The organism is Streptomyces sp. NPDC044064 (genome assembly GCF_056434245.1).
Window position 1 is genome coordinate 40,063 of record NZ_JBWKFN010000040.1, and the last position, 22,156, is coordinate 62,218.

At 71.5% G+C, this 22,156-nt stretch carries 19 protein-coding genes; 5 read left to right on the forward strand and 14 right to left on the reverse strand.

What is annotated here, in order from left to right:
* Nucleotides 1-300: 300 nt before the first annotated feature.
* A complete protein-coding gene (locus AC07DS_RS41370; protein WP_479153893.1) occupies nt 301-2,112 on the reverse strand; it encodes a bifunctional metallophosphatase/5'-nucleotidase in 1,812 nt (603 codons plus the stop codon).
* A 394-nt stretch (nt 2,113-2,506) separates the two neighbouring features.
* Nucleotides 2,507-2,998 carry a hypothetical protein gene (locus AC07DS_RS41375; RefSeq protein ID WP_479153894.1) on the reverse strand — a complete coding sequence of 164 codons (492 nt, stop codon included), beginning with the start codon at nt 2,996-2,998 and terminating at the stop codon, nt 2,507-2,509.
* Nucleotides 2,999-3,169: 171 nt separating this feature from the next.
* Here AC07DS_RS41375 and AC07DS_RS41380 point away from each other — a divergent pair, with 171 nt between their 5' ends.
* Nucleotides 3,170-5,119, forward strand: coding sequence for a serine/threonine-protein kinase (locus tag AC07DS_RS41380; protein ID WP_479153895.1), 1,950 nt, complete (start codon nt 3,170-3,172; stop codon nt 5,117-5,119).
* Nucleotides 5,120-5,125: 6 nt separating this feature from the next.
* Here AC07DS_RS41380 and AC07DS_RS41385 read toward each other — a convergent pair whose 3' ends face one another.
* Nucleotides 5,126-5,338: a hypothetical protein gene (locus tag AC07DS_RS41385; RefSeq protein WP_468814706.1), complete on the reverse strand. Its 213-nt coding sequence runs from the start codon at nt 5,336-5,338 to the stop codon at nt 5,126-5,128.
* 93 nt (nt 5,339-5,431) lie between these two features.
* A complete protein-coding gene (locus AC07DS_RS41390; protein WP_479153896.1) occupies nt 5,432-6,715 on the reverse strand; it encodes an adenylosuccinate synthase in 1,284 nt (427 codons plus the stop codon).
* 197 nt (nt 6,716-6,912) lie between these two features.
* Here AC07DS_RS41390 and AC07DS_RS41395 point away from each other — a divergent pair, with 197 nt between their 5' ends.
* Complete coding sequence (locus AC07DS_RS41395; protein ID WP_479153897.1) at nt 6,913-7,764, forward strand: diacylglycerol kinase; 852 nt, start codon at nt 6,913-6,915, stop codon at nt 7,762-7,764.
* A 150-nt stretch (nt 7,765-7,914) separates the two neighbouring features.
* Nucleotides 7,915-9,423, forward strand: coding sequence for an APC family permease (locus AC07DS_RS41400; RefSeq protein WP_479153898.1), 1,509 nt, complete (start codon nt 7,915-7,917; stop codon nt 9,421-9,423).
* A 97-nt stretch (nt 9,424-9,520) separates the two neighbouring features.
* On the opposite strand, the gene AC07DS_RS41405 is transcribed toward AC07DS_RS41400, so the two are convergent.
* On the reverse strand, nt 9,521-10,012 hold the full coding sequence (locus AC07DS_RS41405) for a GbsR/MarR family transcriptional regulator (protein WP_479153899.1): 492 nt from the start codon (nt 10,010-10,012) through the stop codon (nt 9,521-9,523).
* Nucleotides 10,013-10,086: 74 nt separating this feature from the next.
* Here AC07DS_RS41405 and AC07DS_RS41410 point away from each other — a divergent pair, with 74 nt between their 5' ends.
* Both AC07DS_RS41410 and AC07DS_RS41415 read left to right on the forward strand, forming a co-directional pair.
* Nucleotides 10,087-10,989: an ABC transporter ATP-binding protein gene (locus AC07DS_RS41410; protein ID WP_479153900.1), complete on the forward strand. Its 903-nt coding sequence runs from the start codon at nt 10,087-10,089 to the stop codon at nt 10,987-10,989.
* Nucleotides 10,986-12,593, forward strand: a complete 1,608-nt coding sequence (locus AC07DS_RS41415) for an ABC transporter permease (RefSeq protein ID WP_479153901.1) — start codon at nt 10,986-10,988, stop codon at nt 12,591-12,593. The genes AC07DS_RS41410 and AC07DS_RS41415 overlap by 4 nt, the downstream gene beginning before the upstream one ends.
* Nucleotides 12,594-12,611: 18 nt before the next feature.
* On the opposite strand, the gene AC07DS_RS41420 is transcribed toward AC07DS_RS41415, so the two are convergent.
* The 9 genes from AC07DS_RS41420 to AC07DS_RS41460 all read right to left on the reverse strand — a co-directional run bounded on the left by AC07DS_RS41420 (nt 12,612) and on the right by AC07DS_RS41460 (nt 22,067).
* A complete protein-coding gene (locus AC07DS_RS41420; protein WP_479153902.1) occupies nt 12,612-13,832 on the reverse strand; it encodes a cytochrome P450 in 1,221 nt (406 codons plus the stop codon).
* Nucleotides 13,833-13,890: 58 nt separating this feature from the next.
* On the reverse strand, nt 13,891-14,352 hold the full coding sequence (locus AC07DS_RS41425; protein WP_479153903.1) for a hypothetical protein: 462 nt from the start codon (nt 14,350-14,352) through the stop codon (nt 13,891-13,893).
* A gap of 51 nt (nt 14,353-14,403) precedes the next feature.
* Nucleotides 14,404-15,069 carry a response regulator transcription factor gene (locus AC07DS_RS41430; RefSeq protein WP_336116186.1) on the reverse strand — a complete coding sequence of 222 codons (666 nt, stop codon included), beginning with the start codon at nt 15,067-15,069 and terminating at the stop codon, nt 14,404-14,406.
* Complete coding sequence (locus tag AC07DS_RS41435) at nt 15,066-16,421, reverse strand: sensor histidine kinase (protein ID WP_479153904.1); 1,356 nt, start codon at nt 16,419-16,421, stop codon at nt 15,066-15,068. The genes AC07DS_RS41430 and AC07DS_RS41435 overlap by 4 nt, the downstream gene beginning before the upstream one ends.
* A gap of 120 nt (nt 16,422-16,541) precedes the next feature.
* Nucleotides 16,542-17,222, reverse strand: a complete 681-nt coding sequence (locus AC07DS_RS41440) for a response regulator (protein ID WP_479153905.1) — start codon at nt 17,220-17,222, stop codon at nt 16,542-16,544.
* On the reverse strand, nt 17,219-18,709 hold the full coding sequence (locus tag AC07DS_RS41445) for a sensor histidine kinase (RefSeq protein ID WP_479153906.1): 1,491 nt from the start codon (nt 18,707-18,709) through the stop codon (nt 17,219-17,221). Before AC07DS_RS41445 ends, AC07DS_RS41440 begins: the two co-directional genes overlap by 4 nt.
* On the reverse strand, nt 18,702-19,916 hold the full coding sequence (locus AC07DS_RS41450; protein ID WP_479153907.1) for an acyltransferase family protein: 1,215 nt from the start codon (nt 19,914-19,916) through the stop codon (nt 18,702-18,704). The genes AC07DS_RS41445 and AC07DS_RS41450 overlap by 8 nt, the downstream gene beginning before the upstream one ends.
* Nucleotides 19,909-21,012 carry an alpha/beta hydrolase gene (locus AC07DS_RS41455; protein WP_479153908.1) on the reverse strand — a complete coding sequence of 368 codons (1,104 nt, stop codon included), beginning with the start codon at nt 21,010-21,012 and terminating at the stop codon, nt 19,909-19,911. The genes AC07DS_RS41450 and AC07DS_RS41455 overlap by 8 nt, the downstream gene beginning before the upstream one ends.
* Nucleotides 21,013-21,158: 146 nt before the next feature.
* The gene (locus AC07DS_RS41460; protein ID WP_145886227.1) at nt 21,159-22,067 is read right to left on the reverse strand and encodes an alpha/beta hydrolase; all 909 of its coding nucleotides are present in this window, start codon (nt 22,065-22,067) and stop codon (nt 21,159-21,161) included.
* Nucleotides 22,068-22,156: the final 89 nt, after the last annotated feature.

A 22,156-nucleotide genomic window follows, 5' to 3' on the forward strand; every position in this document is an offset into this window, starting at 1 on the left:
GGGGACGGCGATGAGCAGATGCTGCCCGGGCTGCACCTTCCGCCGCGCGTCCGTCGCGCCCGGGTCGACGACATCGAGGGTGATCCGCCGCTCTCCCCGGGCCGGTTTGAGCCGTTCCACGGCCGCGGTCCCCCTCGGCGGGACCCTCGCCGCCGCAGGCGGAGAGGGCGAGGGTTCCAACGGCCGGACCGACGAAGGCAGTTCAGATCCGGATCACTGGACAGGTCTCCTTCGTGGTGTGCGGTGCACGTCTTCAGCACGGAACACCACTACGACGCCGGCCGGTGATCGGACGTTCGCTCAGAACACCGGGGTTCCGGCCTGCGTCAGCTTCCAGTTGGTGACCGCGAAGTCCGCCGGGTCGAGCGCCTTCTTCGCCGTCACGTAGTCGATCATCAGCTGACGGATCTCGTTGGTGGAGCTGTAGGCGATCGGCGCCGTGGCGATGTGCGGGTAGCCGGAACCGCCGTTCGCCCGGTAGTTGTTGACCGCGACGACGAAGACCTGGTCGTCGGCGACCGGGGCGCCGTTGTAGGTGAGGTTCTTGATCCGGGAGCCCTCGGCCTGCGCGATGTCGATCTCGTAGTCGACGCCCGCCGCCGTGTCGTACATGTAGTCCCAGAACTTGTTGGCGTTGGTGAGGGTCGCGGTGTCGACCTTCGTGCCGGCCGGGACCTGGTAGTAGTACTTCGCCCCGAACTCCAGGTAGTCCTTGAGCTGGGCACCCGTCAGCTTCTTGCCGTACAGGGTGTTGTCGTAGATGTAGAGCCCGGCGATGTCCTTGATGGTGACGCTGCCCTGCGGAATGTCCGCCGTGCGGCTGAAGGGCGCGGCGACCGAGATCAGCGGGAGCGCCGCGTCCGACGCCGAGAGCCCGGCCTTGACCGTCTCCATCTGGACCTTGTGGATGAAGTCCATGATCGGCACGTCCTTCCAGCAGGACTCCGCCGCGGAGAGGTCCTGCGTGCAGGTGCCGACCGCCGTGTTCACGTACTTCACGACCAGCTCGTGGTCGGCCTCCAGGAGCTTCTTGATCTCCGGGTCCTCGTCCACGTCCTTGGGGTTGAGGGTCTGCGCCGTCTTGCCCGTCACCTTCCACTGCCCGTGGTGGAGTTCGAGTTCGAAGTCGAAGACGCTCAGGCGGTAGCCCCAGCAGTACGGCTCGGAGAGGAGGACCTCCTCGCCGGTCTCCGCGTTCTTCACCGTGTACGAGGGCACCTCGACGTGCGTGTGGCCCACCAGGATCGCGTCGATGCCCGGCACCTGCTCGGCCACCAGGTTCGAGGCGTTCTCGACGTACGGGAGCGAGTCGCCCCAGGACGAGGAGCCGTCCAGGCCCGAGTGGTCCGTCAGGAACACCACGTCACAGCCGAGCGCGCGCATCCGCGGCACGTACTTCTTCGCCTGCTCGACCAGGCCCGGGAACACCATCCTGCCGCTGACGTTGTCCTTGTCCCACAGCGCGATACCGGGGTTGGTGAGCCCCAGGATGCCGACCTTGATGTCGGGGGCGCCCGGCACGCATATCCGCTTCACGGTGTACGGCTGGAAGGCGGGGCGCAGCGTCTTCGCGTCCAGCGCGTTGGCGCCGAGCAGCGGGAAGTGACACTGGCTCTCGAACTTGCGCAGCGTGTCGATGCCGTAGTTGAACTCGTGGTTGCCGAGGGCGGCGGCGTCGTAGCGCATGTGGTTCATGGCGACGGCCATCGGGTGCTTGGGGCCGCGCTTGCCGTCGGTGCCGGTTATCGGGTCGACACGGGCGAAGTAGTAGGCGAGGGAGGTGCCCTGGATGATGTCGCCGGCGTCCACCAGGAGGGTGCGGTGCTCGCCCTTCGCCTCGCGCTGCTGCTTGATGAGGGTGGCCACCCGGGCGACACCCACGGAGTTGCCCGCCTTGTCGCTGTAGGCGGCGTCCTTGTAGTAGTCCCAGTCGAAGACGTGGCTGTGCAGGTCGGTGGTGCCCAGGATGGAGAACGACCAGGTGCGGGGCTTGTGTTCGGCCTCCGCCGCCTGGGCGGGACCTGCCGCGACGGTCCCCGTGGCGGCGACCGCCGCACCGGTGACGGCCGACTTCTTGACGAACTCCCGGCGGTTCATGGGGCTGAGGGGCATGTGGAGGCTCCTGGAGGAGGGCTGGGGGTGGAGGAGGTACGGGTACGCGTGCCGTGCGGGGGCTACCCGCGTAGATGCTTTCGGCACCCCCACGCCCCGAGAACCAGAAACAGGTCATGTCCCGGTCATTTTCTGGACTGGTTGATCAGTAAGCGGTCTATTTCTGTCGATGGCACGGCAAAGCCCATGCGGGGAAAGCTCAGTTTCAGCTCTCTTCGCCCACGTCTTCTGCCCCGGCACCGTGCGCGCGCCCCTGGTACACGATCGAGACCGGCCGCCACAAAGCCCCCGCGGACGGCGCCCACGGCCCTGGACGGCGGTATGCACCACGCGCAGGGGCGCTTCCTCGTGCCCCTGCGCGTGGTGCCGGACGTCGGGCCGGTGTCGCAGTCGGTCAGACCTGGATGTGCAGGGTGGCCGAGAGCGGGTCGGGCGTGGCGTGCTTCGTGACACCGCCCTCGTCCGAGACGAAGATGTCGCTGTAGCGCACGCTCTGCAGGAACAGCGTCTGTCCCGACGGGCAGGCGAAGTTACCCGGTCCGGGCGGGCCCACGGTCAGGCTCCCGGTGGTCTGCCCGTTGCGCACGGGGAAGTCGCCGGAGCCGACCACCGTGGTGTCGATGGTCTCCTTGTTCTTCGCCTTGGGGTGATTACCCCCGTTGTTGAAGCACTGGTAGACAACCCTCACGTCCGCCGTGACCCTGATGTTGCGGCTGGACGTGCCGGTTCCCAGGCCGACCTCCTTGAACGAGGTCGTGAGCTCCCCGGTGCTGAAGTTGATCGAGTTGTTCGCGAACTGGAAGTGCGGGTTCTGGGCGAATGCCGGAGCGGCGGCCAGCACGGTGGTGCATGCAGCCGAGACGATTCCGAGCGCGATGCGTCGCATGATTTCTTCCTCTTGTCCGTCGGCTTCCTCGAATGGGGCGAGAAGGCCGTTACTGGCAAGGGAAGTCCTACCTTGCATCACAGATAAATCACGAAATATGCCCTGAATGCATCAGTGTGCACCCCTCCAAGCAGACCATGTCCAGGTCAATTTCTGGAATGATCGCGCCCCATGCAGTCTCTGGCTCCCGACGACCCGGCCCGTATCGGCCCCTACCGTCTGCTGTCCCGGCTCGGGGCGGGCGGCATGGGCCGGGTCTATCTCGCACGGGAGGCGGACGCCGGTCCCGGCGCGACGACGGTCGCGGTGAAGCTGATCCGCACCGGTCCCGACGCCGAACAGGGTGAGTTCCGGCGGCGGTTCACCCGGGAGGTGGCCGCGGCGCGGCGGGTGAGCGGGGCCTGGACAGCGCGGGTGCTGGGCGCCGACACGGATGCCGAACAGCCCTGGGTGGCAACGGAGTACGTGCCCGGTCCCACCCTGCGGGCTGTCGTACGCGGTGACTTCGGCGCGCTGCCGTCGGCCTCGGCGCACGTCCTGGCGCACCGGCTGGCGCAGGCCCTGGACGCCATCCACGGCGCCGGTCTCGTCCACCGCGACCTGAAGCCGTCCAACATCCTGCTCACCGTCGACGGACCCCGGGTCATCGACTTCGGGGTCTCCCAGGTCCTGGACGCCGCCGCCGACTCCTCCCTCACCGGTAGCGGAACCCTCGTCGGCACACCGGAGTTCATGTCCCCGGAGCAGGTCAGGGGCGAGCGGGTCACCCCGGCCGGTGACGTGTTCTCCCTCGGCAGCGTCCTGGCCTACGCGGCGACGGGCCGTTCCCCCTTCCAGGGAGCGGGCGAGGCCGGGCTGCACGCTCAGCTGTTCCGGATCGCCTACGAGGAACCGGACCTGACCGGCGTACCCGAGGTGATCACGGATCTCGTCCGGCGCTGCCTGGCGAAGCACCCGGACGACCGGCCGACGGTGCCGGAACTGATCGACCTGACCCGCCGGGCCCCTGCGGGCGCCTGGCTGCCCGCGTCCTTGCTGGCCCGCCTCGACCGGGTGGCCGCGCAGCCGCTGCCGGAGACACCGCACCGCGAGGAGCCGTCCCCGGAGCCTCCTCGATTCGCTGAGCTGCCGGATCTGCCGGATCTGCCAGATCTGCCGGAGTTCCCGGAGTTCCCGGAGTTGCCGGACCTCCCCGAGGAGCCCGTGGCGGCGGAGCACCGGCGTGATCCGCTGGACGTCCCGGAGGCGGGCATCGCGCCGCCGCACGTGGTTCGGACGCCTCCCGCGTCCCGGGTCATCCGCTTCGGCCGGCGGGCAGCGGGCGCGCTGCTGCCGGTCCTCGCCGTGCTGTCGGTGGTGGCCGGCGGGTACGTCGTCCTGCCCACCCTGGTCTCGGCCCCCTGGTCGGCGTTCGGGGACCACCCGCGTGAACGCGCGCCGGGGTACCACGCCTTCGGCGGCACCTGGAGCGTCACCAGGGACGAGGACGGGCCTCTGCTCGGCATGCGACTGAGCCTCGTCCGGGGCGCTCGGACGGGCAGGCCGGGCGCCGCCGTCGTCTCGGCCACGCGCGACACGATCTGCACCGGCGAGGCGACGGTGCGGTCCAGGTCGGAGGACACGCTGGTGCTCGGCGGCTTCCGGATGCACGAGATCGGATCAGGCTCGTCCGGCAAGGGGATCTGCGGGGCGCCGCACACCATGAGACTCAGGGCGGAGGCGGGCCAGGGCCTCTCCTGGGTCTACACGCGCACGACGTCCTACGGCCTCGACCCGGCCTCCGAGGACACCTACGTCTCCCTCGCCTCCCGCGGCGACTGGTACTCCGACGACGGCGGCCTGCGCATCACCGTCGGTACCCGGCACCTGGGGCAGCACCTCGTCCACGGCACCGACGACCGTGGCGGACGGCACTGCGAGTGGGAGGCGGCCCTGCTGGACGCCCGCGCGAACACGTTCACCACCACGGTTGCCCACGTGATCGCGGAACGCTCGGACCCGCCGTGCCGGTCGGAGTCCGTCGCGTACGACTACACCCTCCACGGCTCCGGCGCCACGGCGACCCTCACCCGCAGCTCCCGCGCCGAAACGGCCACCCTCCGTCTCGTACGCCACCCTTGATCGCGGTCAGGGGCGGCCGATGAGCCGGATCTCCGGTGGCCACAGGACCCTGCTCGCCACCAGCAGCGAGGGTCCGAGGTGGATCGGGCACACCGGGAGCGCCGGCAGGTCGTAGCGGGCGACCTCGAAGACGGCGGGGTCGGAGCAGTCCGTACCGGCAGCCCGGTCGCCTTCACCGCCGTACGGCCCCCGGCACCGTACCTTCCGGTGGGTGCTCATACTCCGATTGCACCGCGCGGAACGCGGGACCGCCCGCCGATCACGCCCGAGGGCGGATCGGCGGGCGGTCCTGTGCAGGTCCGTGCCCGCGGTCTACAGGAACGAGTTGATCTCGATCGTCTCGTCCCGGCCCGGGCCCACGCCGATCGCGGAGATCGGGGCGCCGGACATCTCCTCCAGCGCCTTCACGTAGTTCTGGGCGTTCTTCGGGAGGTCGGAGAAGGACTTCGCCTTGGTGATGTCCTCGGACCAGCCCGGCAGGGTCTCGTAGACCGGCTTCGCGTGGTGGAAGTCGGTCTGCGAGTACGGGAGCTCCTCGACGCGCTTGCCGTCGATCTCGTACGCCACGCAGACCGGGATCTCCTCCCAGCCGGTCAGGACGTCCAGCTTGGTGAGGAAGAAGTCGGTCAGGCCGTTCACACGGGTCGCGTAGCGGGCGATGACCGCGTCGAACCAGCCGCAGCGGCGGTCACGGCCGGTCGTCACACCCCGCTCGCCGCCGATGCGGCGCAGCGCCTCGCCGTCCGCGTCGAACAGCTCGGTCGGGAAGGGACCGGCGCCGACGCGGGTCGTGTAGGCCTTGAGGATGCCGATCACGCGGCTGATCTTCGTCGGGCCCACGCCGGCGCCGGTGCAGGCACCGCCCGCGGTCGGGTTCGAGGAGGTGACGAAGGGGTACGTGCCGTGGTCGATGTCGAGCAGGGTGCCCTGACCGCCCTCGAACAGGACGACCTTGTCCTCCTCCAGCGCCTGGTTGAGGACCAGCACGGTGTCGGTGACGTACGGCTTGATCTGCTCGGCGTAGCCCAGCAGCTCCTCGACGACCTGGTCGGCGGAGATGACGCGCCGGTTGTACAGCTTGGTGAGCAGCTGGTTCTTGACGTCGAGGGCCGCCTCGACCTTCTGCTGCAGGATCGACTCGTCGTACAGGTCCTGGACCCGGATGCCGACGCGGTTGATCTTGTCGGCGTAGGTCGGTCCGATGCCGCGGCCGGTCGTACCGATCTTGCGCTTGCCGAGGAAGCGTTCCGTCACCTTGTCGACGGTCACGTTGTACGGCGTGATGATGTGCGCGTTACCGCTGATCAGGAGCTTGGACGTGTCGACGCCACGCTCGTTCAGACCGCTCAGCTCGGAGAGCAGGACCGACGGGTCGACGACGACACCGTTACCGATGACCGGCGTACAACCGGGAGAGAGGATTCCGGAAGGGAGGAGGTGGAGTGCATACTTCTGGTCGCCGACGACCACCGTGTGACCGGCGTTGTTACCGCCCTGGTAACGCACCACATAGTCCACCGAGCCACCGAGCAGGTCGGTGGCCTTCCCCTTGCCTTCGTCACCCCACTGAGCACCGAGCAGCACAAGTGCGGGCACGCGCGTACACCCCTTCCGGGCGGGGCATGTCCAAGGTCGGGGGCAGGGGCGTAAGGTTCACCGCCGCGTACCACCGCGACCGCCTTTGGTCGCACAACCGTCGGACCGGATGCCCCGGAATAGACGAAGCCCCTGGCGCAATAGCGCAAGGGGCTCTTGCACAAAGATGCTACCCGAGGAAGCGAGGCAGGACCGAGGTGGCGACCTTCGCGACGTCCGATCAGCTGCTGGTGATCATCGATCCGGCGGCACGACAGACGGACGGGGAGTCCGTCCGGATCGCGAAAGACGTGCTCAGCGCGGGTGCGACCACCAAGGTGTGTCTGCCGGACGGCCCCGAGGAATTTGCCCGGGCGCTCGGCCGGCGAGGGTCCCGGCGCCCGGTCGTGGTCGGCGACGACCGGGCGCTGGTCCGCGCGGTGACCCTGCTGCACCGCCATCGCGAGCTGGCCGGATGTGCACTGTCGGTGGTCCCGGTCGGCGGGACGGCCCTGGCGGAGTCCCTCGGCGTGCCCGCCGGTGCGGTGGCTGCCGCGCGGGCCGTGCTGGACGGCGCCGAGCGGCGCCTGGACCTGCTCGTGGACGACAGTGACGGCGTGGTCCTGGGCGCCCTGGGCATCCCGTCGGCACCGGTGCAGGCGGCCTCCGCCGAGCCGGTGGGCGTCCCCTCCGGGCACCCCTGGCTGCGCACGACGTACCGCTCCCTGGTGCGCACCCTGGCCCCGCGTCCGCCCCGCCTGGGGGCGGTGCCGGCCCCGGGCCCCGCCCGGCTGCGGGTGGAGCTGGACGGCCAGACGCTCGTGGACCTGGACCAGCCCGTGGAGACGGTGTCCGTGACGCCGGGTTCCCGCGGGATGGCCGAGGTGGAGGTGCGGCCGCTGTCGGTGGGCGCCGAGGCGACCCCGCTGCGGGGCCGTGGCCGCGCGGTGACGGTGATCGGGTCGGACTTCCGCTACCGGGCCGACGCGCAGGTCTCCGGACCCGTACGACGCCGGACGTGGACCGTGCGCGAGGCGGCCTGGGCGCTGACGCTGCCCTCCCCCCACTGACCCTCCTGCGGACCCCTCACACCGACTCTAAAGGTCTGGTGACAAATATTTAACCGTCCCGACCCCTTGAGGGACCGGTTCCCCCTCCACCATCCTGCCCTATCAAGGCGTGGTGCGTCCGCGCGTGGCGATCAGGAGAGGGGCCACCCGATGGCAGTGGACGAGGGCATCGCCCCGGCGGCGAAGACGGACGACGACGGGGTGGTTCATCGACTGAAACCCAACGCTGTCGGCCTGCTCGGCGTGGTGTTCATGGCCGTCGCAACGGCCGCTCCGATCACCGCGATGACCGGCAACGTGCCCTTCATGGTGTCCGCCGGCAACGGCATCGGGGCACCCGCAAGCTATCTCGTCGCAATGGTCGTCCTGGCAATCTTTTCCGTGGGTTTCACGTCCATGGCGAAGCACATCACGTCCACGGGCGCCTTCTACGGCTTCATCTCCTACGGCCTCGGCCGCACCGTCGGCCTCGCCTCGGGACTGCTCGCGACCTTCGCGTACGTCGTCTTCGAGCCCGCGCTGATCGGGATCTTCTCCACCTTCGCCACCACCACCCTCAAGGACCAGTCGGGGCTCGACGTCCCGTGGTGGGCCTTCGCGGCCCTGATGCTGGCGATCAACGCCACCGGCACCTGGTTCGGGGTGAGCGTCGCCGAGAAGCTGCTGGTGGTCCTGCTGGCGACCGAGGTGACCGTGCTGGCCGCGATGGCCGTCTCGGTCGCCCTCCACGGCGGCGGGCCGCACGGGTTCACCTTCGCGCCGGTCAACCCCGTCAACGCCTTCAAGGGCACGTCCGCCGGGCTCGGGCTCTTCTTCGCCTTCTGGTCCTGGGTGGGCTTCGAGTCGACGGCGATGTACGGCGAGGAGTCCCGCGACCCGAAGAAGATCATCCCCAAGGCGACGATGATCAGCGTCCTGGGCGTCGGCGTCTTCTACGTCTTCGTCTCCTGGATGGCCATCTCGGGCACCGGCGCGGGAAGCGCCGTGGAGGTGGCGACCAAGGACCCGATGGGCCTCTTCTTCAACCCCACGGAGCGCTATGTCGGCCACTGGGCGGTCGACGTCATGCAGTGGCTGATGATCACCGGCTCGCTGGCCTGCGGCATGGCCTTCCACAACTGCGCCGCCCGCTATATGTACGCGCTGGGCCGTGAGGGAGTCCTGCCGTCCCTGAAGAACACCGTCGGCCGCACCCACGCCCGGCACGGCTCCCCGCACATCGCGGGCCTGGTGCAGACGGCGGTGAGCGCGCTGCTGGTGGGCGCGTTCTGGGCCGCGGGCAAGGACCCGTACAGCGGCACGTACGTCCTGCTCGCCATCCTCGGCACCATGGCGATCCTGGTCGTCCAGGCCGTGTGCTCGTTCGCGGTGCTGGTCTACTTCCGCGGCCACCACCCGGAGAGCCGGCACTGGTTCCGGACCACCGCCGCCCCGCTGATCGGCGGGATCGCGATGCTCGCGGTGGTCGTGCTGCTGGTGTCCAACATGGGCGCTGCGGCCGGCCCGGAGTCCGGCTCACTGGTCCTGAAGGCGACACCGTGGCTGGTCGCTCTGATCGCGGCCGCCGGGATCGGCTGTGCGCAGTACCTCAAGCGGCGCTCGCCGGAGCGGTACGCACTGCTGGGGCGGACGGTGCTGGAGGAGACGAAGGAACGCTGACGCTCCGCCGGCGGGCGCCCTTGTCGGTCGACCGCGGCGCCGTCGTGGCTGGTCGCGCAGTTCCCCGCGCCCCTGGGGAGTTGCAGCGCCGTCGGCCTCAGCCCCCGAACCTCTCCTCGCGGTACGCCCGCCAGCGTTCCATCATCTCGGCGACGTCGCGCTCGATGAATTCGAAGAAGGCGAGCGTCTCGGTCAGCCTGCGCCCTGCCGGTGTGTCGGGGCCCAGGCCGGCCACGCCGTCCCTGAGGGCGTCCTCCCAGCGCTTGATGATCGCCTCGCGGTTGGTGAGGGCCTCGTACCACTGGTCGCTGTGCACCCGGTACCGCTCCCGGCGGGAGCCCGGCTCCCGCTCGCGGGACACCATGTGGACCTGGGCGAGGTAGCGCACGGCACCGGAGACGGCCGCGGGGCTGATCCTCAGCTGTTCGCCCAGTTCGGCCGAGGTCAGGGTGCCGGTGTCGGAGGCGAGCAGCGCGGCGAAGACCCGGGAGGGCATGCGCGGCATCCCCGCCTCGACCAGCTGCGCCGCGAAGTGCTCCACGAACCGCGAGACCGCCTCCGGGTCCCGCTCAGTACTCGGCTCCGTCATGCCCCTCACCCTATCCGGGGTTCATGCACTTCTTTAACTTCACAAATTTCTGAAGTAAGCGTACGTTCGGAGCCATGACCAAGGCAATCACGGTCTTTGGACTCCACAAGTCCTTCGGCCGTACCCACGCGCTGGACGGCCTCGACCTCGACGTCGAGACGGGCGAGGTCCACGGCTTCCTCGGCCCCAACGGCTCCGGCAAGTCGACCACCATCCGGGTCCTGCTCGGCCTGCTGCGCGCGGACTCGGGCGCGGCGCAGGTGCTGGGCCGCGACCCGTGGAAGGACGCGGTGGAGGTGCACCGCCGGATCGCCTACGTCCCCGGCGACGTGACCCTGTGGCGCAACCTCTCCGGCGGCGAGGTCATCGACCTGTACGGCAGGCTGCGCGGAGGGCTGGACGCGCGGCGCCGCGCGGACCTGACCGAGCGCTTCGAGCTGGACCCCACCAAGAAGGGGCGCACCTACTCCAAGGGCAACCGGCAGAAGGTCGCCCTGGTCGCCGCCTTCGCCTCGGACGTGGACCTGCTGATCCTGGACGAGCCGACCTCGGGTCTGGACCCCCTGATGGAGGAGGTCTTCCAGCGCTGCGTGCGCGAGGAGCGGGAGCGCGGCCGGACGGTCCTGCTGTCCTCCCACATCCTCAGCGAGGTCGAGGAACTCTGCGACCGCGTCAGCATCATCCGCAAGGGCCGGACCGTGGAGACCGGCTCCCTGGCCGACCTGCGCCATCTGACGAGGACGAGCGTGAGCGCCGAACTCGCAGGCCCGCCCAACGGGTTGGCGCACCTGCCCGGCGTCCACGGCCTGGACGTCCAGGGCCACCGGGTGCGCCTCCAGGTGGACACCGACCGACTGGACGCGGTCCTGCGCCAGTTGAGCGAGTCGGGCGTGCGGTCCCTGACCTCGACCCCGCCGACACTGGAGGAGCTGTTCCTGCGCCACTACCAGGACCTCGACGAGGCGGCCGCGCGATGACGGCCTTCACGGGCACGGGAGTGCTGCTGCGTTTCTCGCTGCGCCGCGACCGGCTGCTGATCCCGGTGTGGATCGCGGTGAACGCGCTGATGGTCCTCTCCATGCCGGACACGCTGAAGACCCTGTACGGCACCGCGGGCGAACGCGCCGGCCTGGTCGGCCAGTTGCAGACCAACGCGTCCTTCCGCGCGCTGATCGGCCCGGTCTTCGACACCTCGCTCGGCGCGCTGACGGCCTGGCGCGCGGGCGTGTACGCCGCCGCGCTCGCGGCCGCGATGAGCCTGCTGATCGTCGTACGGCACACCCGGGACGAGGAGGAGAGCGGCCGCCAGGAGCTGGTGGCGTCCGGGATGGTGGGCCGCCGGGCCTCCCTCACGGCGGCCCTGCTGGCGGCGGCGACCGCCAACGCCCTGCTGGCCCTGCTGATCACCGCGGGCCTGTCCGCACAGGGAGCCGCGGGCGCGCTGTCCTTCGGCCTCGGCCTCGCCGGGGTCGGCATGGTCTTCGCCACGGCGGCCGCGATCGTCGCCCAGCTGACGGAGAGCGCGCGCCTGGCCCGCGGTCTGACGGCGGCCGTCCTCGGCGCGGCCTTCGTGCTCCGCGCGGCCGGCGACTCCACGACGAGCGACGGCTCCTCCCTGCTGACCTGGCTGTCCCCCCTGGGATGGCTGGAGAACCAGCGCTCCTTCGCCGCCGAACGCTGGTGGGTGCTGCTGCTGTTCGCGGCGGCGGTGGGCGTGCAGGCCCTGATCGCCTACGAGCTGGCGGGCCGCCGCGACATCGGCATGAGCTTCCTGCCCACCCTCCCCCAAGCTCTCGGCTTGGCTCGGGCAGGGGGGACCCCCACCGGGCCCCCCACCGGCCGCCTCGGCACGGCAGCCGCGCTGGCCTGGCGCCTGCAACGCGGCAGCGTCCTCGGCTGGTCCCTCGGCTTCTTCCTCGCCGGGGTCGTCTACGGCGGTCTCACGGACGGCGCCGCCGACCTGGTCCGCGACAACGACGGGGCCCGGCAGATCTTCGAGCGGATGGGCGGCCACAGCGGTCTCACCGACGCGTTCCTGGCGGCGATGACCGGCATGCTCGGCCTGATCGCGGCGCTCTACGTCGTCGGATCGGTCCTGCGCCTGCACGGCGAGGAGATCTCCGGTCGCGCCGAACCGGTCCTGGCCTGCGCGGTCGGCCGCGTCCGCTGGGCCGCGAGCCACCTCACGATCGCCTTCGCCGGCTCGGCCCTGATCATGCTCCTGGCAGGCCTGGGCTTCGCGGTCGGCTACGGCAAGGAGATCGGCCCGGTGCTGGGCGCCTGCCTGGTCCAGCTCCCGGCGGTCTGGCTGATCGGCGCGCTGACCCTCCTGCTCCACGGCCTGGCCCCCCGCCTGGCCCCGGCCGCCTGGGGCATCGCCGTGGCGACCCTCCTGATCGGCTGGGTGGGCCCGGCCCTGAACGCCCCCCGGATCGTCCTGGACCTGTCCCCGTTCGGCCACCTGCCCAAGCTGCCGGGCGGGGGGATGGAGTGGGGGCCGGTACTGGTCCTGACGGGGCTGGCGGTGGCGCTCGTGGGAGCGGGGCTGGCGGGGCTGCGCAGGCGTGACCTGACCTCGTGAACCCCGCCGGGCCGGCGGTCAGGCGATCAGTACGTCCAGTCCCTCCAGCCCCCGGATCACGAAGTTCGGCTTGCGCTCCGGGTCCGCCGCCAGGGTCAGGGCGGGGGCCCGCTCCAGCAACGCGGTCATGGAGGCCGCCAGTTCGATGCGGGCCAGCGGAGCGCCGATGCAGTAGTGGATGCCTGCGCTGAAGGAGATGTGGGGGTTGTCCGCGCGGGTGAGGTCGAGGCTCCCGGGGTTCCGGAAGACCTCGGGGTCGTGGTTGGCGGAGCCGAAGAGCATGGCGATCTCGGCGCCCCTCGGGATCGTCGTGCCGTCGATCTCGATGTCGTCCAGGACCCAGCGCTCGAAGAGCTGGAGCGGGGTGTCGTAGCGCATCAGCTCCTCGATCGCCGAGGGGACCAGGGAGTGGTCGGCGCGGAGGGCTGCCAGCTGGTCCGGGTTGCGGAACAGGGCGTACCAGCCGTTGACCGTGGCGTTGACGGTCGCCTCGTGCCCCGCGTTGAGGAGGAGGACGGCCGTCGAGATCATCTCCTGCTCGGTCAGGCGGTCGCCCTCGTCGTGCGCGGCGATGAGCCCGGAGATCAGGTCGTCGCCCGGCTCCCTGCGGCGCTCGGCGATCAGCGCGCGGAGGTAGTCCGAGAACTCGGCCGACGCCCGGACGGCGCGCGCCGCCGTCTCCTGCGACGGGTTCAGCTCGTACATCCCGCAGATGTCCGCCGACCAGGGGCGCAGCGGGGCCCGGTCGGACTCCGGGATGCCCAGCATCTCGGCGATGACGGCCACGGGGAGCGGCTCGGCGACGTCCGTGAGCAGATCCCCGCCGCCCGCCCCGACCAGCCGGTCCACCAGCTCGCCGGCGAGGTTCGCCACGTACGGCTTCAGCCGCTCGACCGTACGCGGGGTGAACGCCTTCGACACCAGCCGCCGGATGCGGGTGTGGTCCGGCGGTTCGAGGTCGAGCATGCCGTGGTCGTTGAGCGTGTGGAACGGCTCGTGCTCCGGCGCAGGCGCCGTACGCCCGAAGTCCTCGTGCGTGAACCTGTGCTGGTACGTCCGGCCGAGACGCCGGTCCCGCAGCAGCGCCGAGACGTCGGCGTGGTGCGGTACCAGCCACTGGTCGGTCGGCTCGTACCGCATCACCCGGCCGCGTGCGCGCAGCTCGGCGTAGGCCGGGTACGGATCGGCGAGGAACGCGGGGTCCCAGGGGGCGAACACGGGGTCGGTAGGGCCTGCCATGCGGGGACGCTAACGCGCCGGACCGGCGTCTGAACAGGGCCGGATCCGTGCTCGTCGCTCAGATCCGGCTGGCGACCAGGACATAGTCGTAGTGGATCGGGTCGCCCTCTTCGTCCACCGGGTGTTCGTAGCTGCTCTCGTTCGAGAGGATCACCTCGAGCTCCGGCAGGGCGTCGAAGGCCAGGTCGTTCTCCTCGAAGGTGTGGCCCCGTGCCGCGAGCTGTGCGAAGAGGACCTCGCTCGGGGTGCGGAAGACGTCGAGCCCGTCGAGCAGCACCCGTACGTCGGCGTCCTCGTCCCGGAACCGGAACAGCTCCACATCGCTCAGTGCGCCCCTGGTGAACCCGAGCACGACGCTCAGCCGGGACGCGTCGTGCGTGAGCGTGATCTGTCCCGGGTCCGCGTCACTGGCGACGGTCCGGAAGAGCCCCCGCTCCCGGACTGTGCCCCGTGCTTCCTCGACCGACATGCCGAGCCGGAACGGCCCCACGCCGACGCGCGGCCGGATCTCGATGTCCATGTGTACTCCCTGCTCGTCGGTGTTCGGTGCAGCCGTCCCCTCGTAGGTCCGTCAGCCCGGTGTCACCAGCCGCGCCTCGTACGCGAACACCGCCGCCTGGGTGCGGTCGCGCAGGCCCAGTTTCACCAGGATGCGGCTCACGTGGGTCTTGATCGTCGACTCCGCCACCACCAGCCGCCCGGCGATCTCCGCGTTGGACAGGCCCTGTGCGATCAGGACCAGCACCTCCGTCTCCCGCTCCGTCAGCTCTCCGTAGGCGGCCTGTGCCGACGGCATCATGCGCGGTGTCTCCGACAGCCGGGAGAACTCGGTTATCAGCCGCCTGGTCACCGAGGGGGCGAGCAGTGCCTCGCCGGAGGCCACCACCCGGACCCCGTCGGCGAGCTGGCGGGCCGAGGCGTCCTTCAGGAGGAAGCCGGAGGCTCCCGCACGCAGCGCCTGGTACACGTACTCGTCCAGGTCGAACGTGGTCAGCACCAGCACCTTCGCCGTGTCGTCCGCCGCGACGATCTCCCGCGTCGCCTCGATGCCGTTCAGCTCGGGCATGCGGATGTCCATCAGCACCACGTCCGGCGCGAGTTCACGCACCCGCTCGACCGCCTGGCGGCCGTTGACGGCCTCGCCGACGACCTCGATGTCCGGCATCGCGTTCAGCAGGACCGAGAAGCCCTCGCGCACCATCATCTGGTCGTCCGCGATCAGTACGCGGATCGTCATGCCTCACCCTCGCTCGCGGTGTCCGCCGCCGGCACCGGCAGGAACACGGTCACCTCGTATCCTCCGGCGGGCGTCGGGCCCGTCGTCATCTCCCCGTTCAGCATCGAGACGCGCTCCCGCATCCCCGTGATGCCGTGCCCGGCGCCCGGCGAGGGCTTGCGCTCGGCCGAAGCCGGCGGCGGGCCGTTGACTATGCGCAGGCCCAGGCCACCGAGCACGTACCCGATCTCGACCCGTGCCCCGGCCCCCGGTGCGTGCCGCAGCGTGTTGCTCAGCGCCTCCTGCACGATCCGGTACGCCGACAGCTCGACGCCCTGCGGCATCTCACGCACCGCGCCGGTCACCACCTTCTCCGCCTCCAGCCCGGTCTCGCGCACATTGGCGAGCAGCCCGTCCAGGTCGGCGAGGGTGGGCTGCGGGGCGTCCGGCGCCTCGTAGTCCTCCGCGCGGACCACGCCCAGGACCCGGCGCAGCTCGGTCAGGGCCGCCACCGCGTTCTCCCGGATGGTGGCGAACGCCTTCTCCAGCTCCGGCGGCGGGTTCTCCACCCGGTAGGGCGCGGCCTCCGCCTGGATGGCGACCACCGACATGTGGTGGGCGACCACGTCGTGCAGCTCGCGGGCGATGGTCGTGCGCTCCTCCAGCAGCGTGCGCCGTGAACGCTCCACGGCGGTCACCGACTGCTGGGCGGTCACCTCCTGCTGGGCCTCCCTGCGTATCTGCCGGACGGAGACGACCAGCAGGATCAGCGCGGACAGGATCAGCATCGGGCCTATGTTCGTGTCGTAGTGGCCCCAGCCGAAGAAGCTCTCGGCGACGAAGCCGTAGGCCCCGGTCAGCACCCACATCCACGCCGCCGTGCGCGGGCGGGTGCGCAGCGCGACGACCGTGAGCACCACCAGATGGGACAGGAAGCTGCCCGGCAGCCACGGCCAGTCGCTCCAGCCGCCGCCTGCCAGGACGGCGGTGACCGTGGTCGCGGCGAGCGAGGACCAGAACGCTCCCACCGGACGCGCCAGGGTCAGCAGGACCGGCGCCAGGGCCAGCAGCCCGCACAGCAGCGTCAGCGGTCCGGAGTCGGCCGTGCCCGCCACGGCGAGGAGCCCCGCCAGCGTGCCGAGGGCGACCACGACGGTGTGCCGTGACCAGGCCGCGTACTCCTTCGTACGGCCGCCGCGGCGGGCGAGCCGGCCGTGGGCGACCCTGCGGGGCAGCGGGCGGTAGGCGAAGGCGTCGTGGAACAGGTCCTGCCGCAGCCCGCGCAGGGCGTCCGCGGCGAGCCGGAACTCCGGGCTGCGCGGCCTCGCGGCTCCGCCCGGCGGTGTCGGCTGGGTGTGCGTCGTCTCGGTCACGTGGCAAACGGTAGGGCCCGGGCGGGGTGGCGGTCGTCCCCTCGGAGAGGGGTCCTCGGGGATCCTTCTCAGGTACTACGGGCAGGGGCCGGCCGGTACTCGAGTGCCGGGCCGGCGGGATCAGCGGCCGCCGGGGCGGACCAGACCGGACTCGTAGGCGAAGATCGCCGCCTGGGTGCGGTCGCGCAGGCCCAGTTTCACCAGGATGCGGCCCACGTGGGTCTTCACGGTCTGCTCGGCGACGACCAGGTGCTCGGCGATCTCGGCGTTCGACAGGCCCTGCGCGATCAGCGCGAGCACCTCCGTCTCGCGCTCCGTCAGCTCGCCCACCCGCTGTTTGAGCGGGGCCCGGGGCGAGCCGTCCAGGCGGGCGAACTCGGCGATCAGGCGGCGGGTGATGCCCGGGGCGAGCAGTGCGTCCCCGGCCGCCACCACGCGCACCGCCTCGGCGAGCTGGTCGGCGGAGGCGTCCTTGAGCAGGAACCCGGAGGCCCCGGCGCGCAGCGCGTCGTACACGTACTCGTCCAGGTCGAAGGTGGTGAGGACCAGGACCTTGACGCCCGGCTGGTCGGCGGTGATGCGGTCGGTCGCCTCGATACCGCCGAGTTCGGGCATCCGGATGTCCATCAGGACCACGTCCGGGGCCAGTTCGGCGGCCTTGGCGATCGCGTCGCGTCCGTGCACCGCCTGTCCGACGACCTCGATGTCGGGCTTGGTGTTGAGCAGCACGGTGAAGCCCTGGCGGACCATCTGCTGGTCGTCGGCGATGAGTACGCGGATGGTGCCGGCGCCGCTCGTCATGGGGTCGGTTCTCCTGTCGGGGGCTGGGGGTGGTGCGGGTCGTCGTCGGACAGGGGCGGGAAGTGGATCTCGGGGCGGGGGAAGTCCGGGTGCAGCGGCCGGGGCGGACGGCGGGTGCCCGTCTTGGGGAGGAACGCCGTCACCATGAAGCCGCCGTGCAGGTTCGGGGCCGCGGTGAGGTGCCCGCCGAGCATCGCCGCGCGCTCCCGCATGCCCAGCAGTCCGTGGCCGGAGCCCGGGGAGGGCTGGACCGGTTGGCTGGGGCGGGAGTTGGTCACGCACAGGAAGATGCCGTCGGACTGATGGTCGACCTCCACCCGGACCCGCGAACCCGGGGCGTGCCGCAGGACGTTGCTGAGCGCCTCCTGGACGATCCGGTACGCCGAGAGTTCCACACCCTGTGGATAGGCGCGGGACGTGCCGCGCCGGTCGATGACGACGTCCAGACCGGCCGCCCTGGTGTTCTCGATCAGGGCGCCCAGACGGGCCAGGTTCGGCTGCGGGGCGTCGGGGGCCGGGCCGGTGCCGGGTGCCGTCAGCCGGTACGGGTCCCCTGCCGTCTCGGAGTCGTCGGGGGACTCCGAGCGCAGGACGCCCAGGACACGGCGCAGCTCGGTGAGGGCTTCCAGGGCGTTGTTGCGGATCCCGGCGAGGTTCTCCTTCAGCTCCTCCGAAGGGTTCTCCACCAGGTGGGGGGCCACCTGGGCCTGGATGGAGATCACCGACATGTGGTGGGCGACCACGTCGTGCAGCTCGCGGGCGATGCGGCTGCGCTCCTCCAGGAGGGTGCGGCGGGCGCGTTCCTCCGCGGTGATCGTCGTCTGCTGGACCAGTTCGGTACGGGCCTCGCTCCGGCTGCGCAGGGTCGCGCCGATGACGGCGGCGACGGCGAACAGCCCGATGGCGACGCGCCCCGTCGCAGTGTAGGCGTTCGCTCCCAGGCCGCCCTCGACGAGGGATGTCACCAGGGTGGTCGCGCCGAGCGCGGCGACCGTGCCGCGTAGCCGGACCCGTAGGGCGAGAAGCAGGAGCACGGCCATGTGGGCCAGCAGAACGGGCGTGGACCAAGGCCAGTTGGGGCTGAAGAGCCGGAGCGGAGTCGCCAGGTTCTGACGGGCGAGCAGCGCGGTGAAGACGGCGCCGGACAGGGACAGGGCCCAGGCGGGGACGGGGCGCCGGAGGGCCAGGACCACAGCGGCGGCCTGGAGGAAAGTGCTCAGGAACGCCACAGCGGGGGTGAAGCCGTAGCTCTGGTTCAGCTCCTCGGCGCCGGCCAGGAAGATGCCGAAAGCCAGCCAGCCGGCGAGGAGGTAGGTGACCAGGCGGAGCCAGCGGTACTTGGAGAACGGGGGCGAGTGGGGGGAGGGGTGTTCGCCGAGCCAGGTGCGGATGCGGGACTTGCGGAGCGCGTCATCGGGTGCGGGTGGCCCCTGTGGGGCGGAATCGCCGTCGGTGGCCGCGGGTGTCACTTGGTCAACTTTAGGCATTGCGGGGGGTCTTCGCTCGGGGGGTGTGGCGGTGGACGAGGCGGGAGGGGCGGCTTCGGGGGCGGCGGGGACCCTGTTCGTGGTGGCGGAAGGTCAGCCAGAAGAGGGCCAGGGTCAGGGCGAAGAGAGGGAGGCAGGCGAGGCGGGACGCCACCCAGGCCAGGGAGTCGGGGCGGGTGTGGAGGCCGGGGAGGCGGCCGGCCAGGAGAGCGGTGGCCGTGGTGACCATCAGGGCGGTCTGGTGCCAGAGGAAGATCGTCATCGCCGAGAGGTTGGTCAGGGTGACCGCCGCCCAGGCGAGGGGGCGGGTCATCGCCCGGTGCAGGCGGTCCCGGAGGAGCAGCGCCAGACCGCATTGGGCCAGGCCGAAGGTGACGGCCGCCAGGGTCGGGGGGTTGAGGTTGGAGGTCTGGGCACCGGGGACTCCGACCATCGAGGCCGGGTAGCCCGCCCACAGGATCAGGGCCGCCGTCGCCGCCGTACCGGACACGAGCAGGACCCAGGCTGCCCGGCGGCTCTCCAGTTCGCCTCGGGTCCAGGCCGCGCCCAGGGTGTACGGGACCAGCCAGCCGGCCGCCAGGTTCACCCAGCCGAGCCAGGACGGGCCTATGTGCAGGCCGAAGCGCAGGACGTCCACGTGCAGGACGACGGCCAGCGGCCAGAGCGGGTTGAGGCGGGTGAGGAGGGGGGTCGCGGCCGTCAGGGCCGCGAAGACCAGGAGGAACCAGAGGGGCGACAGGGCGAGTTTGAGGAGCGTGTGCACGGTGGCGAGCGGGGCGCCGGTGAGGAGGAGGGCGAGCGCGGCCACCGTCCACAGCGCGAGCAGGGCCGCCACCGGGCGGAGCAGCCGGGTGAGGCGGGCGCGGAGCCAGTCGCGGTACGTCGTGCCGCGGGCCTCTGCCGAGGCCAGGCTGCGGGTCGCCACGTGGCCGCCCACCAGGAAGAACACCGCCAGCGTCTGGAAGACCCAGGAGACCGGGGCCAGCCAGGGCATGTGCTGCAGCGGGCTCGCCGTGTGCAGGCCGCCGTCCTGCGCGACGAGTGCCGTGACGAGCCAGTGGCCGAGGACGACGCCGAGTATCGCGAAGGCGCGCAGGGCGTCCACCGCCCGGTCCCGGGAGGCGGGTGTGGCGGCGTCCAGGCGGTGGGCGCCCTGACGGATCGCGTGCAGTGCGCGGCGGGGAGCGTGCGGGGCCGACTCAGCCACGGGTCACCTCCGAGGTCTCGCCGAGAGTGATGCGGGCCAGGTTGGCGAGGGAGACCGAGCCCGGGGTGAAGTAGCCGCTGTGGTCGGCGTCCGCCGCGTCGAAGACCCGGGCGCCGAAGGCGCGGGAGACGGGGTCGGTGCCGAAGCCGAGGGTGACGAGGAGGAGGCCGGCGCGGACGTGGGGTACGTGCGCGACCCAGTCCCTGCTGCCGCGGGCCGCCCAGATGCGCGCGGGGGTGTGCAGGCCGGAGACGGTGTCCGCGGCCGTGCCGGGGCTGCCGAGCAGGACCATGTCGTCCACGGGCAGGGCGGAGGCGGAGCGGGCGCAGACGACGGAACCGTAGGAGTGGCAGAGGAGGGAGATCCGGGTGCCGGTGGCGGGGGTCAGGGTGCGCAACTCCCTGATGAACGCGCGGAGTCGGGGGGCCGCTTCGTCGGCCCGGGCGGTGGTCGTGACCGTGGTGCTGATCGTGGCGGGGGTCTCGTAGCCGAGCCAGGCGACGACTGCCGTGCGCGGGTCGGTGCGGTGCGCTTCGCGGTAGAGGGCCGCCGCCGTTCTGTGGAAGCGGGCGTAGGTGTCGAGGGTGGTGTCGGAGCCGGGGACCAGGACGGCGACGCGGTCCGCGCGGGTCGGGTCGCCGAGGACTTCCACGGCCTGGCCCGAGCCCCTGCCGTCGAAGGTGAGGAGGTTGCGGGTGGCGAGGGTCCGGTCGGCCGCGGCTCGGTGGACGTCGCCGTGGGCGGCGGCCATGTCGGCTGCGTGCACGGCGTTCTCGCGGTTCGCCTGGTAGGCGGACCGGAGGGTGGCTGCGGTGGGGGCGGGGAGCGTGGGAGGGGCGGGAGCCGGGATCCCGGGGTGGGCGGCCGCGGTGAGGGCTGCGACCGCGGCGGCCGTGAGGAGGGCCTGGCGCCAGAGGCGGTGCCTCTTCGGGTGCGGGTGCGTGGGTGGGGGCCCGGCCTTCGACCGGTTCCGGGTTCCCGCCCGCACCACCCGTACTGCTTCCGTCGTCGGGCGGGGGTGGCCCCTGTGGGGCGGAATCGCCGTCGGCGGCTGTGCGTTGCCGGTCCGGAGCGGCAGCGGCGGGTTGTGCCCCATGATTCGTTCCTCCCGTAGTGCCCGGCCATCGGGCTCGTCCGAGAGGGAAGTTAGGAATCGGAGGGCGTCGTCGGCGTCCCGCCAGGGAGCTGTTCTGCCGGGTAGCTCTCAGGTACTACGGGTATGACGGGGGCGGACGGCGTGGCTCACCAAGCCAGTTGGGCGATCTCCTCCGCCACCACCGCGCACGCGTCCGCCGCCGGGTCGATCAGCGGGAAGTGGCCGACGTCCTCCAGCAGCGTCAGGCCCACCACCTCGCCCGCCTTCGCCGCCGCGTCCGCGTAGGCCTCGGCCACCGCCTGCGGTACGACGAGGTCGGCGCGGCCCTGGACCAGGGTCGTCGCGATGCCCGTCGGGAGCAGGAGCGCCGGGTCGGCGTACGGCCGGCGCTCGGCGAAGTCGTTCTGGCCGCCCAGGAGTTGGAGGGCGGCGTTGCCGCAGACGTCCAGCTTCTCCGACACCGCGAAGTCCGCGATGGGGGCGAGCGCGACCACGCCCCGCAGCGGGGCCGGCCGGTCCGTGCGCCAGGGGGCGTCGGCGGGCAGGACGTGCCGGGCCGCCGCCCACAGCGCGAGGTGACCGCCCGCCGAGTGGCCGGTGAGGACCATGCGGCGGGGGTCGGCCTGCGGGAGTGCCCCGTGGACCAGGGAGGGGAGGACGTCCATGGCGGCGGCCACGTCGTCGAAGGTGTCGGGCCAGCGGCCCGCCAGGGGCGCGGGCGGGGCTCCGGCGCCCGGCCCGGCCCCGGTGTTCTGCGCGGGGATCTGCGGGTCGCCGCCGCGCCGGTACTCCACGTTGGCCACGGCGAAACCCTTACGGGCCAGGTAGTCCACGAGGGGGGTGATGTGGCGGCGGTCGTAGGGGGCGCGCCAGGCCCCGCCGTGCAGGACGACGACCAGCGGGGCGAGGGCCGTGTCGGTCCGCGGGGCGTAGAAGTCGATCACCTGGTCGGGGTGGTCGCCGTACACGGCGGTGACGTCGGGGTCGACCGCGGGGTGCGAGAAGGCCGACTCCTCTTCGGCGGCGGCGCGGGCTGCGGCGGCGTCGTCCGGCATGCTCCAACCTCTCAGCGACGATGCGGGTGCCTCCCCGGCCTTCGGCACTTGAGGGAGGGTTCGGCGGACCAGGCGGCGATTCTTCGTCG